13 protein-coding genes are annotated in these 14,763 nt (G+C 61.1%); 12 read left to right on the top strand and 1 reads right to left on the bottom strand.

What is annotated here, in order from left to right; translation table 11 throughout:
- Positions 1 to 27: 27 nt before the first annotated feature.
- The 3 genes from RGV33_RS01735 to RGV33_RS01745 all read left to right on the top strand — a co-directional run bounded on the left by RGV33_RS01735 (position 28) and on the right by RGV33_RS01745 (position 2,156).
- Positions 28 to 1,038: a class 1 fructose-bisphosphatase gene (locus RGV33_RS01735; protein WP_322142855.1), complete on the top strand. Its 1,011-nt coding sequence runs from the start codon at positions 28 to 30 to the stop codon at positions 1,036 to 1,038.
- Positions 1,039 to 1,299: 261 nt separating this feature from the next.
- Positions 1,300 to 1,554 (top strand): hypothetical protein, encoded by a 255-nt coding sequence (locus RGV33_RS01740; RefSeq protein WP_010169120.1) that lies wholly within the window; start codon positions 1,300 to 1,302, stop codon positions 1,552 to 1,554.
- A 32-nt stretch (positions 1,555 to 1,586) separates the two neighbouring features.
- On the top strand, positions 1,587 to 2,156 hold the full coding sequence (locus tag RGV33_RS01745) for a lipocalin family protein (RefSeq protein ID WP_322142856.1): 570 nt from the start codon (positions 1,587 to 1,589) through the stop codon (positions 2,154 to 2,156).
- 112 nt (positions 2,157 to 2,268) lie between these two features.
- Here the strand turns inward: RGV33_RS01745 and RGV33_RS01750 are convergent, their stop codons facing one another.
- On the bottom strand, positions 2,269 to 3,633 hold the full coding sequence (locus tag RGV33_RS01750) for a formimidoylglutamate deiminase (RefSeq protein ID WP_322142857.1): 1,365 nt from the start codon (positions 3,631 to 3,633) through the stop codon (positions 2,269 to 2,271).
- Between the two features lie 147 nt (positions 3,634 to 3,780).
- Between RGV33_RS01750 and hutC the strand changes: the two genes are divergently transcribed.
- The 9 genes from hutC to hutH all read left to right on the top strand — a co-directional run bounded on the left by hutC (position 3,781) and on the right by hutH (position 14,755).
- On the top strand, positions 3,781 to 4,491 hold the full coding sequence (gene hutC / locus RGV33_RS01755) for a histidine utilization repressor (protein ID WP_003217980.1): 711 nt from the start codon (positions 3,781 to 3,783) through the stop codon (positions 4,489 to 4,491).
- Positions 4,488 to 5,048 (top strand): HutD family protein, encoded by a 561-nt coding sequence (locus tag RGV33_RS01760; RefSeq protein WP_322142858.1) that lies wholly within the window; start codon positions 4,488 to 4,490, stop codon positions 5,046 to 5,048. The genes hutC and RGV33_RS01760 overlap by 4 nt, the downstream gene beginning before the upstream one ends.
- Before the next feature lie 414 nt (positions 5,049 to 5,462).
- The gene (gene hutU / locus RGV33_RS01765) at positions 5,463 to 7,133 is read left to right on the top strand and encodes a urocanate hydratase (protein WP_322142859.1); all 1,671 of its coding nucleotides are present in this window, start codon (positions 5,463 to 5,465) and stop codon (positions 7,131 to 7,133) included.
- 148 nt (positions 7,134 to 7,281) lie between these two features.
- Complete coding sequence (locus RGV33_RS01770; protein WP_322142860.1) at positions 7,282 to 8,739, top strand: cytosine permease; 1,458 nt, start codon at positions 7,282 to 7,284, stop codon at positions 8,737 to 8,739.
- 69 nt (positions 8,740 to 8,808) lie between these two features.
- Positions 8,809 to 9,774, top strand: coding sequence for an ABC transporter substrate-binding protein (locus tag RGV33_RS01775; protein ID WP_322142861.1), 966 nt, complete (start codon positions 8,809 to 8,811; stop codon positions 9,772 to 9,774).
- Between the two features lie 72 nt (positions 9,775 to 9,846).
- Positions 9,847 to 10,698: an ABC transporter permease gene (locus RGV33_RS01780; RefSeq protein ID WP_017478193.1), complete on the top strand. Its 852-nt coding sequence runs from the start codon at positions 9,847 to 9,849 to the stop codon at positions 10,696 to 10,698.
- Complete coding sequence (locus RGV33_RS01785; protein ID WP_322142862.1) at positions 10,695 to 11,519, top strand: glycine betaine/L-proline ABC transporter ATP-binding protein; 825 nt, start codon at positions 10,695 to 10,697, stop codon at positions 11,517 to 11,519. Before RGV33_RS01780 ends, RGV33_RS01785 begins: the two co-directional genes overlap by 4 nt.
- A gap of 154 nt (positions 11,520 to 11,673) precedes the next feature.
- A complete protein-coding gene (locus RGV33_RS01790; RefSeq protein WP_322142863.1) occupies positions 11,674 to 13,197 on the top strand; it encodes a histidine ammonia-lyase in 1,524 nt (507 codons plus the stop codon).
- 19 nt (positions 13,198 to 13,216) lie between these two features.
- Complete coding sequence (hutH, locus tag RGV33_RS01795; protein ID WP_322142864.1) at positions 13,217 to 14,755, top strand: histidine ammonia-lyase; 1,539 nt, start codon at positions 13,217 to 13,219, stop codon at positions 14,753 to 14,755.
- Positions 14,756 to 14,763 lie beyond the last annotated feature (8 nt).

Below are 14,763 nucleotides of genomic sequence, written 5' to 3' on the forward strand. Positions count from 1 at the left end.
TTTAGCCCCCCATTTCCGGAGCCTTCCATGTCCCGCGTTACCCTGAGTCGCTATTTGATCGAGCAGACCCGCAGCAACAACACGCCTGCCGATCTGCGCTTCCTTATCGAGGTGGTGGCGCGTGCTTGCAAGGAAATCAGCCACGCCGTCTCCAAAGGCGCGCTGGGTGGTGTCCTGGGCAGCATGGGCACTGAAAACGTACAAGGCGAAGTGCAGAAGAAGCTCGACGTGATTTCCAACGAAATCCTGCTCGAGGCCAACGAGTGGGGCGGTCACCTGGCCGGCATGGCGTCCGAAGAAATGGACAACGCCTACCAGATCCCGGGCAAATACCCTAAAGGCGCGTACCTCTTGGTATTCGACCCGTTGGACGGTTCGTCCAACATCGACATCAACGCGCCGGTCGGCACCATCTTCTCGGTACTGCGTTGCCCGAACGAATACCTGAGCCAGAACGAAGCGCTGAACGAGAAAGCCTTCCTGCAGCCAGGCACCGAGCAGGTGGCTGCCGGTTACGCAATCTACGGCCCGCAGACCATGCTGGTACTGACCTTGGGCGACGGCGTCAAAGGCTTCACCCTGGACCGTGAAATGGGCAGCTTCGTGCTCACCCACGAAGACATCACCATTCCGGCGTCGACCCAGGAATTTGCGATCAACATGTCCAACCAGCGTCACTGGGAAGCTCCGGTAAAGCGTTACGTGAACGAGTTGATGGAAGGCGAAGAAGGCCCGTTGAAGAAGAACTTCAACATGCGCTGGGTGGCTGCGATGGTTGCCGACGTGCACCGCATCCTGACCCGTGGTGGCCTGTTCATGTACCCACGTGACAGCCGCGAGCCGTCCAAGCCGGGCAAACTGCGCCTGATGTACGAGGCCAACCCGATGTCGTTCCTGGTCGAGCAGGCGGGCGGTGCGTCCACTGACGGCCACCAGCGCATCCTCGACATCCAGCCTGAAGGCCTGCACCAGCGTGTGGCGGTGTTCCTGGGTTCGAAGGAAGAAGTTGAGCGTGTGACCGGCTACCACAAGGCGTAAGTCCTTGCGGCAAGCATAGGCTCTGTGGGGTGGGCGGGCTTGCCCCGCGCTGGGTGCGTAGCAGCCCTGAACCTGACACTTCGTTTTTCCTGACACGAAGCAGTGCCCTTTATCGGGGGCTGCTTCGCAGCCCAGCGCGGGGCAAGCCCGCTCACCACAAGGGGCTTTTTTTGTTTTCGCTCGTCGGGAACCAGACACCTCTTTTCCCTTCTAAGCTTCTGGCAGACCCCCAAGCTGCTTCGTCTCTCCAGGAGTTTTTCCATGTCGTTACGCCGTCTCGCCCTGTTGTCGTTTTGCGTGCTTCTGGCCGCTTGCAGCAAGGTCACTCAAGAAAATTACGCAAAATTGTCGGCCGGCATGGCCAAGGCCGAGGTGGAGTCGTTGTTGGGCAAGCCGACTGATTGTTCTGGCGCGCTGGGTATGTCCAGTTGCACCTGGGGCGATAAAAACAGCTTTATCAGCGTGCAATATGCCGGTGACAAAGTACTGATTTTTTCCGGGCAAGGCCTGAAGTAAACCGGGGCGAAAGCCTGCGGGAGAAAAACAACATGATGCGTTTCGTTCTATACCTCTGCGCCAGCCTGTTTTTGGCGGGCTGCGCCAGCCATTCTGGCGATGATCTGCAACCCAAGACTGTTGGCAGCGTCAACCTCAAGCGTTACCAGGGCACCTGGTATGAGTTGGCCCGGTTGCCGATGTACTTCCAGCGCAATTGCGCGCAGTCCGAGGCCCGTTACACGCTGTTGCCCGAAGGCAATATGTCGGTGTTCAACCGCTGCCTGACGCCGCAGTGGAAGTGGGAAGAAGCCAAGGGCACGGCAACGCCGCAAGTGGCTGGCAAGACCGACAAGCTCTGGGTGGAATTCAATAACTGGTTCACCGCGCTGTTGCCGGGCGTGGCCAAGGGCGATTACTGGGTGTTGTACGTCAGCGATGACTACAAGACCGCCGTTGTCGGTAGCCCCAGCCGACGCTACATGTGGTTGTTGTCCCGCACGCCGACTGTCAGCGCCGACACGCGCGAAGACCTGTTGAGCAGGGCGCGGCAACAAGGGTATGACACCACTCGGTTGATCTGGCGTACGTCAGACAAGCAGATGGCAAAGACTTCGCAGTAACTGAAGAGCGCTACCATTCCAATGTGGGAGCTGGCTTGCCTGCGATAGCGGTGTTGGATTCACCATCGCTATCGCAGGCAAGCCAGCTCCCACTTTGGTTATGGGTTGTCTGTCAGCCCAGCAAATCCCGCAAGACCTGGGTAAACGCCCGGCTGCTGTCTTCCTCGGCGGCGTGATGCCCGTCGCGAATCACCCACTGGCCGTTGACCAGCACGTCGCGTACCTGGCGATCACCACCGGCAAACAGCCAGCGATTGAGAATTCCGTCTTCGTTCGCCGTTGCTAGGTACGGATCGTTGCCGTCCAGCACCAGCCAGTCTGCACGCTTGCCGACCTCCAGGCGGCCAATCGGCTGCCCCAGCGCTTCGGCGCCGCCGTCCAGCGCGGCATCGAACAGCGTACGGCCGACCATCGGCTGATCGCTGCGATACAGCCGGTTGCGCCGCTGGTCCCGCAGCCGCTGGCCATATTCCAGCCAGCGCAACTCTTCCACCACGCTCAACGATACGTGGCTGTCAGAACCAATCCCCATGCGCCCGCCCTGCGCCAGGAAGTCCATCGCCGGGAAGATCCCGTCGCCCAGGTTGGCTTCGGTGGTCAGGCACAGCCCGGCGATCGCCCGGCTCTTGGCCATCAACGTCACTTCATCCGGATTGGCGTGAGTCGCATGCACCAGGCACCAGCGTTGATCCACTTCAACATTGTCATACAGCCATTGCAGCGGACGCTTGCCGCTCCAGGCCAAACAGTCGTCGACTTCCTTCTGTTGCTCGGCGATGTGGATATGCACCGGGCACGCCTTGTCGCTGGCGGCCAGTACCTCGCTGATCTGCTGCGGTGTGACGGCGCGCAGCGAGTGAAAGCACACGCCCAACCGCTGCGCTGGTTGCGCGGCCAGAATCGGTTGCAGGCGTGATTGCAGGTTCAGGTAGTTCTCGGTGCTGTTGATAAAGCGGCGCTGGCCTTCGTTGGGTGCCTGGCCGCCGAACCCGGAATGGCTGTACAGCACTGGCAGCAAGGTCAGGCCGATACCGCTGCTGGCGGCCGCCTGGCTGATTTGCCGCGACAGCTCCGCCGGGTCGGAATAGGGCTGGCCGCTGACGTCGTGGTGCACGTAATGAAATTCGGCCACCGAGGTGTAGCCGGCCTTGAGCATTTCGATGTACAGCTGGCGCGCGATGATCTGCAACTGGTCGGGGCTGATCTTGCCGACCATCCGATACATCAAGTCGCGCCAGGTCCAGAAGCTGTCATTCGGGTTGCCGGCCACTTCCGCCAGCCCGGCCATCGCCCGCTGGAACGCATGGGAATGCAGGTTCGGCATACCGGCCAGCACCGGGCCCCTGAGCCGTTCGGCACCGTCTGCACTGGCGTTGGGCTCAACCTTGGTCAGCAGGCCCTCGGCGCTGACTTCAAGACGTACATCATTGGCCCATCCATTAGGCAGCAGCGCGCATTCGGCAAAGAAAGCGGACATGATTCAGGCACCCCGGTCGTGTGTTTATTTGTATATACATATACAGACGTTTGCCTGCTCGGTAAACTCCGGCAAGCTATGCTTCTTTTTCACCTGCAAGGATTTCCTGTGCCGACTCCGCCCGCCAAGTCTTCACTGGCTGCCCACATGGACGAAAGTCCGGCGCCCTTGTATGCCCGTGTCAAACAAATGATCAGCCAGCAGATTCTCAACGGCAACTGGCCGCCTCATTACCGCGTGCCGTCAGAAAGCGAACTGGTCAACCAACTCGGCTTCAGCCGCATGACCATCAATCGCGCCCTGCGTGAGTTGACCGCCGAAGGCCTGCTGGTACGCATGCAAGGCGTGGGCACGTTCGTCGCCGAGCCCAAGAGCCAGTCGGCCCTGTTTGAAGTGCACAACATTGCCGATGAGATCGCCTCCCGCGGTCATCGCCATACGTGCAAAGTCATTACCCTCGGCGAAGAAGCCGCCGGTTCCGAGCGCGCCGTTGCCCTCGAAATGCGCGAGGGCGGGCGGGTGTTCCACTCGCTGATCGTGCACTACGAAAACGACATCCCGGTGCAAATCGAAGACCGCTTCGTCAACGCCCTGGTAGCCCCGGAATACCTGCAGCAGGACTTCACCCAGCAAACGCCCTATGCCTACCTCAACCAAGTGGCACCGCTGACCGAAGGCGAGCACGTGGTGGAGGCGATCCTGGCCGACGCCGATGAATGCAAGTTGCTGCAAATCGAAACCAGCGAGCCGTGCCTGCTGATTCGCCGCCGCACCTGGTCTGGCCGCCAGCCGGTCACGGCGGCGCGGTTGATCCACCCCGGTTCCCGTCATAGCCTGGAAGGACGTTTCAGTAAATGAGTTCGATGACAGTCTGGCGCGCCGCCGATTACGTGAGCATGCCGTGGAAAAACGGCGGCGGCAGCACCGAAGAAATTACCCGTGACGCAGGCACTGGCATGGACGGTTTCGGCTGGCGCCTGTCGATAGCAGACATCGCCGAGTCGGGCGGGTTTTCGACCTTCGCCGGTTATCAGCGTGTGATCACCGTGATCAAGGGCGCGGGCATGGTCCTGACCGTGGATGGTGAGGAACAGCGCGGGTTGTTGCCGTTGCAGCCATTCGCGTTCTGCGGTGAAAGCGAGGTTTCATGCCGTTTGATCACCGGGCCGATTCGCGATTTCAACCTGATCTATTCGCCCGAGCGCTACCAGGTGCGTTTTCAATGGATAGACGGTGAGCAGCGGTTTTTCACCACGGCGCAGACGGTGCTGGTGTTCAGCGTGGCGGACGAAGTGAAGGTGCTGGACCAGAAGCTGGGGCACCATGATTGCCTGCAAGTGGACGGTAACACTGGCTTGCTGGACATCGCTGTCAGCGGCCGCAGTTGCATTATCGAACTGACCGCACGCGGTTAAAAACTGTGGGAGCTGGCTTGCCTGCGATAGCGGCGTATCAGTATCACAGGTGCTGACTGACACATTGCGATCGCAGGCAAGCCAGCTCCCACAGTTGTTTCTGTGGTGCTCATGGATACTGTTTCCAGCCCCCGCACCAATTTGTTACCGAACGCCCCAGCTTGGCGCAACGCCTCGCTGTCGTGAACAATCTTGCGTTCCAAAAAACTCCCCTGCAAAAAATTTCCCCCAGCCCTCAAGCCTTAATTTTCAAGGCTTTCACGCACCTCCTCAAAAAATCTCAACGGCTCACCCAGCAAGTTGGCCGCTTGATTGCATATGCTTGTATGTACAAGTAAAGATGTGTGCGTAAGAGTCCATGGACATCCTCTTCGCACCAATCATGTTCGCGCATTGATCGTTGAGGAATTTTTTGTGACCAAGCCTACCAAGTACCGTGACGTTGAAATCCGTGCCGCACGCGGCAATACGCTGACCGCCAAAAGCTGGCTGACTGAAGCGCCGCTGCGCATGCTGATGAACAACCTCGACCCACAGGTTGCCGAAAACCCGAAAGAGCTGGTGGTGTACGGCGGCATCGGCCGGGCCGCGCGCAACTGGGAATGCTACGACCAGATCGTCGAAAGCCTGACCAACCTCAATGACGACGAAACCCTGCTGGTGCAATCCGGCAAACCCGTCGGCGTGTTCAAGACCCACAGCAACGCCCCGCGCGTGCTGATCGCCAACTCCAACCTGGTGCCGCACTGGGCCAGTTGGGAACACTTCAACGAACTCGACGCCAAAGGCCTGGCCATGTACGGCCAGATGACCGCCGGCAGCTGGATCTACATCGGCAGCCAGGGCATCGTGCAGGGCACCTACGAAACCTTCGTCGAAGCCGGCCGCCAGCACTACAACGATGACCTCAAGGGCCGTTGGGTGCTGACCGCCGGCCTGGGCGGCATGGGCGGCGCACAGCCACTGGCCGCGACCCTGGCCGGTGCCTGCTCGCTGAACATCGAATGCCAGCAGGTCAGCATCGACTTCCGCCTGAGCAGCCGCTACGTCGACGAGCAAGCCACCGACCTTGACGACGCCCTGGCGCGCATCGACAAATACACCAAGGCTGGCCAGGCGATCTCCATCGCGCTGCTGGGCAACGCGGCTGAAATCCTCCCGGAACTGGTCAAGCGTGGCGTGCGCCCCGACATGGTCACCGACCAGACCAGCGCCCACGACCCGCTTAACGGCTACCTGCCCGCCGGCTGGACCTGGGACGAATACCGCGCCCGCGCCAAGACCGAACCGGCGCAAGTGATCAAGGCCGCCAAGCAATCCATGGCCGTGCACGTCCAAGCGATGTTGGACTTCCAGAAAATGGGCGTGCCGACCTTCGACTACGGCAACAACATCCGCCAGATGGCGCAAGAAGAGGGCGTAGAAAACGCCTTCGACTTTCCGGGTTTCGTACCCGCGTACATCCGCCCGCTGTTCTGCCGTGGCATCGGCCCGTTCCGGTGGGCGGCGCTGTCGGGCGACCCGCAAGACATCTACAAGACCGACGCCAAAGTCAAAGAGCTGATCCCGGACGACGCCCACTTGCATAACTGGCTGGACATGGCCCGCGAGCGCATCAGCTTCCAGGGCCTGCCGGCGCGTATCTGCTGGGTTGGCCTGGGCCAGCGTGCCAAGTTGGGCCTGGCGTTCAACGAAATGGTGCGCAGCGGCGAGCTGTCGGCACCGGTTGTGATCGGCCGCGACCACCTGGACTCCGGCTCGGTCGCCAGCCCCAACCGTGAAACCGAATCGATGCAGGACGGTTCCGACGCCGTGTCCGACTGGCCACTGCTCAACGCCTTGCTCAACACCGCCAGCGGCGCGACCTGGGTCTCGCTGCACCACGGCGGTGGCGTGGGCATGGGCTTCTCCCAGCATTCCGGCATGGTGATTGTCTGCGACGGTACCGACGAAGCAGCCGAGCGTATCGCCCGCGTATTGCACAACGACCCGGCCACTGGCGTGATGCGTCATGCCGATGCGGGCTACCAGATCGCCATCGACTGCGCCAAGGAACAGGGGCTCAATCTTCCGATGATCAAGTAAAGACTGGCTCGGTCCTGTGGGAGCCGGGCTTGCCCGCGATGCAGACGACTCGGTTTTCCAGTAAGACCGAGGTGATGCCATCGCAGGCAAGCCAGCTCCCACAGTAGAGCAATCCGCATACAAACAATCCATTAGAGGTTGAACATAAATGGCTGTAAAAGACGCTCGTGCAAGCACCACCCCGTTGATCGAAAAGCGTTCGATCGACTACATCCCGGAAGCGGAAAGACACGGCCGTCTGTTAAGTCAGTTCACCCTGTGGTTGGGTGCCAATTTGCAGATCACCGCGATTGTCACCGGGGCCCTGGCCGTGGTGCTGGGCGGTGATGTGTTCTGGTCGTTGATCGGTTTGTTGATCGGTCAACTGCTGGGCGGCGGCGTCATGGCGCTGCATGCTGCGCAGGGGCCGCAACTGGGCTTGCCGCAGATGATTTCCAGCCGCGTGCAGTTTGGCGTGTATGGCGCGGTGATCCCGCTGGTGCTGGTGTGCCTGATGTATATCGGTTTCTCCGCCAGTGGTTCGCTGCTCGCAGGGCAAGCGGTGGCGCAGTTGCTCCACGTTGAAGACTGGGTCGGCATCGTGCTGTTTGCCGGGCTGATCATGCTGTTTACGATCTTCGGTTACCGCGTCATCCACGGCATTGGCCGGGTTGCCAGCGTGCTTGGGGTGGTTGCGTTCATCTACCTGTTCTACAAGCTGCTGGCCGGTAACGACGTCGGAGCGTTGCTGGGCAACAAGCACTTTTCCCTGAGCAGTTTCCTGCTGGCAATTTCCCTGTCGGCGTCCTGGCAGATTGCGTTTGGTCCCTATGTAGCGGACTACTCGCGTTATCTGCCGCGCAGCACCTCGGCGTCGAAAACCTTCTGGGCCGTGGGCCTGGGCTCGGTGATCGGCGCGCAGGCGTCGATGGTGTTTGGTGTGTTTGCGGCGGCCCTGGCCGGTTCGCAATTCGCTCACCACGAAGTGTCGTTTATCGTCGGCCTGGGTGGCACCGGGATCGTCGCGGCGCTGCTGTATTTCAGCATCGCCTTCGGTAAGGTCACCGTGACCACCCTCAATGCCTACGGCAGTTTCATGTCGATCGCGACGATCATCAGTGGCTTTCGTGGCAGCCGGCACATCGGCAGTGGTACGCGGCTGCTGTACATCTTCGTGATGGTGTCGATTGCCGCCGCGCTGGCCTTGCTGGGCAAGGACTCGTTCCTCAAGGATTTCTCCGCGTTCATCCTGTTCCTGCTGGCGTTTTTCACGCCTTGGAGCGCGATCAACCTGGTGGATTTCTACTGCATCACCAAAGAGCGCTACGACATCCCGGCGTTGTCCAATCCCGACGGACGCTACGGTCGCTGGAATCTGATGGGCATCAGCATCTACGTGTTTGGCGTGCTGATTCAGATGCCGTTCATCTCCACGCATTTCTACACCGGGCCACTGGTTGCGAGCCTGGGCGACACCGATATCTCCTGGATTATCGGGCTGGTGGTGCCGGCTGCGCTTTACTACTGGGCCGCCAAAAAGTGGCACAGCGCGATACCTGAACGACTGATCCTGCCGGTAGAGCAGGGCGCTGCACCAACGACAAACGGGCTGGTTGCACAGGCCTGATGGGACGTGGACAGGGCAGGATGCCTACTGACTGCCGTAATCCATTTCAAGATTGGGAGCGTCACAACAATGAAAATGAATAAAACCCTGCTGGCCACGTTGTTCTCTACAGGTTTGCTGGCTTCTGCTGGCGCCCAGGCGGCCGGTTGGTGCGAATCCGGCAAACCGGTGAAATTTGCCGGGCTGAACTGGGAAAGCGGCATGTTGCTCACCGACATCCTGCAAACCGTGCTGGAAAAAGGCTACGACTGCAAAACCGACAGCCTGCCGGGCAACTCCATCACCATGGAGAACGCCCTGAGCAGCAACGACATCCAGGTGTTTGCCGAAGAATGGGTGGGCCGCAGCGAAGTCTGGAACAAGGCCGAGAAGGCCGGCAAAGTCGTCGGTGTCGGTGCGCCGGTCGTGGGCGCTGTCGAGGGTTGGTACGTGCCGCGCTACGTGATCGAAGGCGATGCCAAGCGCAAGCTGGAGCCCAAGGCGCCAGGCCTGAAAACCATTGCCGACCTGGCCAAGTATTCCGCGGTGTTCAAGGACCAGGAAGAGCCATCCAAGGGCCGTTTCTACAACTGCCCGGCCGGCTGGACCTGTGAGTTGGACAACAGCGAGATGCTCAAAAGCTACGGCCTGGAAAGCACCTACACCAACTTCCGCCCAGGCACTGGCCCGGCGCTGGATGCGGCGGTGCTGTCGAGCTACAAGCGTGGCGAGCCGATCCTGTTCTACTACTGGTCGCCAACCCCGCTGATGGGCCAGGTCGATCTGGTCAAGCTCGAAGAAAAGCCCGGCGTGGATAAAAGCGTGAGCATCAAGGTCGGTCTGTCCAAGACCTTCCACGAGCAAGCACCGGAGCTGGTGGCTGTGCTGGAAAAGGTCAACCTGCCCATCGACCTGCTGAACCAGAACCTGGGCCGCATGGCCAAGGAGCGAATTGAGTCGTCAAAACTGGCGAAAATTTTCCTCAAGGAACATCCTGAAGTCTGGCACGCATGGGTGAGCGACGACGCAGCCAAGAAAATCGACGCGGCCTTGTAGGTCAAGCGTGTCCGGCTACCCTGAGGGGCTAGCCGGCCACTCGGCCACAACCCACTGGATCGAGAGCACGATATGTTTCCTGAGAGTTTTACGTTTTCTATTGCCGATTGGGTCAACAGTTGGGTTGATTCGCTGGTGACCAACTACGGGGACGTGTTCCGGCACATCTCCGACACCCTGTTGTGGGCCATCGTCAACCTGGAAGGTGTGCTGCGCGCAGCGCCCTGGTGGTTGATGCTGGCGATTGTCGGCGGCATCGCCTGGCACGCCACGCGCAAGGTGGTCACCACGGCGGTGATCGTTGGCTTGCTGTTCCTGGTGGGCGCCGTTGGCCTGTGGGACAAGCTGATGCAAACCCTGGCGCTGATGATGGTGGCCACGGTGATCTCGGTGCTGATCGGCATTCCCCTGGGAATTCTGTCGGCCCGCAGCAATCGCCTGCGGTCGGTGCTGATGCCGCTGCTGGACATCATGCAAACCATGCCCAGCTTCGTGTACCTGATCCCGGTGCTGATGCTGTTCGGGCTGGGCAAGGTGCCGGCGATTTTCGCCACGGTGATCTACGCCGCACCGCCGCTGATTCGCCTGACCGACCTGGGCATCCGCCAGGTAGACGGCGAAGTCATGGAAGCGATCAACGCCTTCGGTGCCAACCGCTGGCAGCAACTGTTCGGCGTGCAACTGCCGCTGGCCCTGCCGAGCATCATGGCCGGGATCAACCAGACCACCATGATGGCGCTGTCGATGGTGGTCATCGCCTCGATGATCGGCGCCCGTGGCCTGGGCGAAGACGTACTCGTTGGCATTCAGACGCTTAACGTCGGGCGTGGCCTTGAAGCCGGCCTGGCGATCGTGATTCTCGCAGTGGTCATCGACCGCATTACCCAGGCCTATGGTCGTCCACGGCATGAGGCGAGCAAATGACTACCGTCAGCAAGATTGAAGTCAAAAACGTATTCAAGATCTTCGGCAACCGTTCCAAGGAAGCACTGGCGCTGATTGGCCAGGGCAAGACCAAGGACCAGGTACTGGCCGACACCGGTTGCGTGGTGGGCGTGAATGACTTGTCCCTGAGCATCGCCACCGGGGAGATCTTCGTGATCATGGGCCTGTCGGGTTCCGGAAAATCGACCCTGGTGCGCCACTTCAACCGCCTGATCGACCCCACCAGCGGCGCGATCCTGGTGGACGGCGAAGACATCCTGCAACTGGACATGGAAGCCCTGCGTCAATTCCGTCGGCACAAGATCAGCATGGTGTTCCAGAGCTTCGGCCTGCTGCCCCACAAGAGCGTGGTGGACAACGTCGCCTACGGCCTGAAAGTGCGCGGCGAAACCAAGCAAGTGTGCGCCGAGCGCGCATTGCACTGGATCGAAACCGTGGGCCTTAAGGGCTACGAAAATAAATACCCGCACCAGCTCTCCGGCGGCATGCGCCAACGGGTGGGCCTGGCCCGCGCCCTGGCGGCCGACACCGACATCATCCTGATGGACGAAGCGTTCAGCGCCCTCGACCCGCTGATCCGCGCCGAGATGCAGGACCAGTTGCTTGAGCTGCAAAAGACCCTGCACAAGACCATCGTCTTCATCACCCACGACCTCGACGAGGCCGTGCGCATCGGCAACCGCATTGCGATCCTCAAGGACGGCAAGCTGATTCAGGTCGGCACGCCACGCGAGATCCTGCATTCGCCGGCGGATGAGTATGTGGACCGGTTCGTTCAGCGCCGGGCGGCGGTGGTCTGATCCAGAAGGTGTGGAGAGTCGCCTGGCCTTATCGCGGGCAAGCCCGGCTCCCACATTCGTACTGTGTGAACCCGATCAAATGTGGGCGCTGGCTTGCCTGCGATGAGGCCGGCAAAGCGGTAAGGCATTCAAAGTGTGTATGAAGAGGTCAATGATGTCCCAGGCTGAAAAAATCATCATCGCCGACGCCCCGATGCGCTGGCAGGACGTGGTCGCCGTGGCCCGCCACGGCGCCGTCCTCGAACTCTCGGGCCAGGCCTGGGCGCGTATCGACAATGCCCAGGCGATCGTCCAGCGTATCGTCACCAGCGGCGAGCGCGCCTATGGGGTCAACACCGGCCTCGGCGCGCTGTGCAACGTGTCGCTCAAGGGCGAGCAACTCAGCCGGCTGTCGCGCAACACCCTGCTCAGTCACGCCTGCGGCGTCGGCCCGGCGTTGAGCGATGAGCAGACCCGCGCGATCATCTGCTCGGCGATCATCAACTACAGCCACGGTAAATCCGGCCTGCATCCGCAGGTGGTGCACTCGCTGCTGGCGCTGCTCAACCACGGTATCACGCCGCAAGTACCGTCCCAGGGTTCGGTGGGTTACTTGACCCACATGGCCCACATCAGCATCGCCTTGCTCGGTGTTGGCAATGTGAGCTACCGGGGGCGCATCGTCGCGGCGCACCAGGCATTGGCCGAAGAAGGTTTGCAGGCGGTGGTGCTGGGGGCAAAAGATGGCCTGTGCCTGGTCAACGGCACGCCGTGCATGACCGGCCTCAGCTGCCTGGCCCTGGCCGATGCGCACCGCTTGCTGCAATGGGCCGATGTGATCGGCGCCATGAGCTTCGAAGGCCAGCGCGGGCAGATCGATGCCTTCGACGAAGAAATCATTGCCCTCAAGCCGCACCCGGGCATGCAGCAAGTGGGCATCAACCTGCGGGCGTTGCTGGACGGCAGCCAAGTGATCGCCAGCAGCAAAGGCATTCGCACCCAGGACGCCTTGAGCATCCGCTCGATTCCCCAGGTGCACGGCGCCGCCCGTGATCAACTGGAGCATGCCACCCGCCAGATTGAAACCGAACTCAATGGCACCAGCGACAACCCGCTGGTGCTAGGTACGCCAGACAGCTACCGCGTGGTGTCCCAGGCCAACCCGCACGGGCAGTCCGTGGCCCTGGCGGCTGACATGCTGGCCATCGCCATGGCCGAGATCGGCTCCATCGCCGAGCGCCGCCTGGACCGCCTGATCAACCCGCACGTGAGTGGCCTGCCGGCGTTCCTGGTGAGCAACCCCGGGGTCAACTCCGGGATGATGATCGTGCAGTACGTCGCCGCTTCGCTGTGTGGGCAAAACCGCCAGTTGGCGCAACCGGCGGTGCTCGACAACTTTGTCACCTCGGGCCTTCAGGAAGATCACCTGAGCATGGGTACCAACGCTGCGCTGAAACTGCATTCGGTGCTGGAGAACGTCACTCAAATTCTTGCCATTGAGTACCTGCTGGCGGCCCAGGCGTTCGAGTTCCTGCAGGAGCAGCGCTTCGGTGCCGGTACCGACTCCGCCTGGCGCCTGCTGCGTGAACATGTGCCGGCCTACGACCAGGACCGCTGGCTGGCGCCGGACATCGCGGCCACTGCCGCACTGCTTAAAGCTCCCGATCTGTTGAACCGTGTCTTACCGAATTTGCACTGAAACCCAATTCACAAGGAGCATGAATGTGACTGCGCTAAACCTGATTCCAGGCCAACTGAGCCTTGCCCAACTGCGGGCCATTTACCAGCAGCCGGTAACCCTCAGCCTGGATGCCAGCGCATCTGACCAGATCGAAGCCAGTGTCGCCTGCGTGGAGCAGATTCTCGCCGAGAACCGCACCGCTTACGGTATCAACACCGGTTTTGGCCTGTTGGCCTCGACCCGCATCGCCAGTGAAGACCTGGAAAACCTCCAGCGTTCCCTGGTGCTGTCCCACGCCGCCGGCGTCGGTGAGCCCATCAGCGATGCGCTGGTGCGGCTGGTCATGGTGCTTAAGGTCAACAGCCTGAGCCGTGGTTTTTCCGGGATTCGCCGGCAGGTGATCGACGCACTGATCGCCCTGATCAACGCCGAGGTGTACCCGCACATTCCGCTGAAAGGTTCGGTGGGTGCCTCCGGCGACCTGGCGCCATTGGCGCATATGTCGCTGGTGCTGCTGGGTGAAGGCAAGGCGCGCTATAAAGGCGAATGGCTGGAAGCCACCGAAGCACTGAAAGTCGCCGGCCTGACGCCGCTGACCCTGGCGGCCAAAGAAGGTCTGGCGCTGCTCAACGGCACCCAGGTTTCCACCGCTTATGCGCTGCGCGGCCTGTTCGAAGGCGAGGATTTGTTCGCCGGTGCCCTGGCCTGTGGTGCCCTGACGGTGGAAGCCGTGCTGGGTTCGCGCTCGCCGTTCGACGCACGTATTCATGCTGCCCGTGGCCAGCGTGGCCAGATCGATTCTGCGGCGGCGTATCGCGCCCTGTTGGGTGACAGCAGCGAAGTGTCGCTGTCCCACCAGAACTGCGACAAGGTCCAGGACCCGTACTCCTTGCGCTGCCAACCGCAAGTCATGGGCGCCTGCCTGACACAGTTGCGCCAGGCAGCCGAAGTGCTGGTAGTGGAAGCCAATGCCGTGTCGGATAACCCGTTGGTGTTTGCGGATGAAGGTGACGTGATTTCCGGCGGCAACTTCCACGCAGAACCGGTGGCCATGGCCGCCGACAACATGGCGTTGGCCATCGCGGAAATCGGCTCCCTGAGCGAGCGTCGCATCTCGTTGATGATGGACAAGCACATGTCGCAACTGCCGCCCTTCCTGGTAGCTAACGGCGGCGTGAACTCCGGCTTCATGATCGCCCAGGTCACCGCGGCGGCGTTGGCCAGCGAGAACAAGGCGCTGGCCCATCCCCATAGCGTCGACAGCCTGCCGACATCGGCCAACCAGGAAGACCACGTATCGATGGCGCCGGCGGCGGGCAAACGCCTGTGGGAAATGGCCGAGAACACCCGTGGTGTACTGGCGGTGGAATGGTTGGCCGCGTGCCAGGGCCTGGACCTGCGCAATGGTTTGAAAACCTCGCCTGCGCTGGAAAAGGCTCGCGGGATCCTGCGCAGCAAAGTGGCGTTTTATGAGAAGGACCGTTTCTTCGCACCCGACATCAATGCGGCCAGTGAGTTGTTGGCAACGCGCTGCCTGAATGAGCTGGTGCCGGCGAAGTTGCTCCCGAGCCTGTAATAGCGACA

The organism is Pseudomonas sp. Bout1 (assembly GCF_034314165.1).
Taxonomy (GTDB): domain Bacteria; phylum Pseudomonadota; class Gammaproteobacteria; order Pseudomonadales; family Pseudomonadaceae; genus Aquipseudomonas.

What these genes read in the sequence shown, in the direction of transcription:
- RGV33_RS01735 (WP_322142855.1), top strand. Translation starts at nt 28, where the DNA reads ATGTCCCGCGTTACCCTGAGTCGCTATTTGATCGAGCAGACCCGCAGC.
- RGV33_RS01740 (WP_010169120.1), top strand. Translation starts at nt 1,300, where the DNA reads ATGTCGTTACGCCGTCTCGCCCTGTTGTCGTTTTGCGTGCTTCTGGCC.
- RGV33_RS01745 (WP_322142856.1), top strand. Translation starts at nt 1,587, where the DNA reads ATGATGCGTTTCGTTCTATACCTCTGCGCCAGCCTGTTTTTGGCGGGC.
- RGV33_RS01750 (WP_322142857.1), bottom strand. Translation starts at nt 3,633, where the DNA reads ATGTCCGCTTTCTTTGCCGAATGCGCGCTGCTGCCTAATGGATGGGCC.
- hutC (WP_003217980.1), top strand. Translation starts at nt 3,781, where the DNA reads ATGGACGAAAGTCCGGCGCCCTTGTATGCCCGTGTCAAACAAATGATC.
- RGV33_RS01760 (WP_322142858.1), top strand. Translation starts at nt 4,488, where the DNA reads ATGAGTTCGATGACAGTCTGGCGCGCCGCCGATTACGTGAGCATGCCG.
- RGV33_RS01770 (WP_322142860.1), top strand. Translation starts at nt 7,282, where the DNA reads ATGGCTGTAAAAGACGCTCGTGCAAGCACCACCCCGTTGATCGAAAAG.
- RGV33_RS01775 (WP_322142861.1), top strand. Translation starts at nt 8,809, where the DNA reads ATGAAAATGAATAAAACCCTGCTGGCCACGTTGTTCTCTACAGGTTTG.
- RGV33_RS01780 (WP_017478193.1), top strand. Translation starts at nt 9,847, where the DNA reads ATGTTTCCTGAGAGTTTTACGTTTTCTATTGCCGATTGGGTCAACAGT.
- RGV33_RS01785 (WP_322142862.1), top strand. Translation starts at nt 10,695, where the DNA reads ATGACTACCGTCAGCAAGATTGAAGTCAAAAACGTATTCAAGATCTTC.
- RGV33_RS01790 (WP_322142863.1), top strand. Translation starts at nt 11,674, where the DNA reads ATGTCCCAGGCTGAAAAAATCATCATCGCCGACGCCCCGATGCGCTGG.
- hutH (WP_322142864.1), top strand. Translation starts at nt 13,217, where the DNA reads ATGAATGTGACTGCGCTAAACCTGATTCCAGGCCAACTGAGCCTTGCC.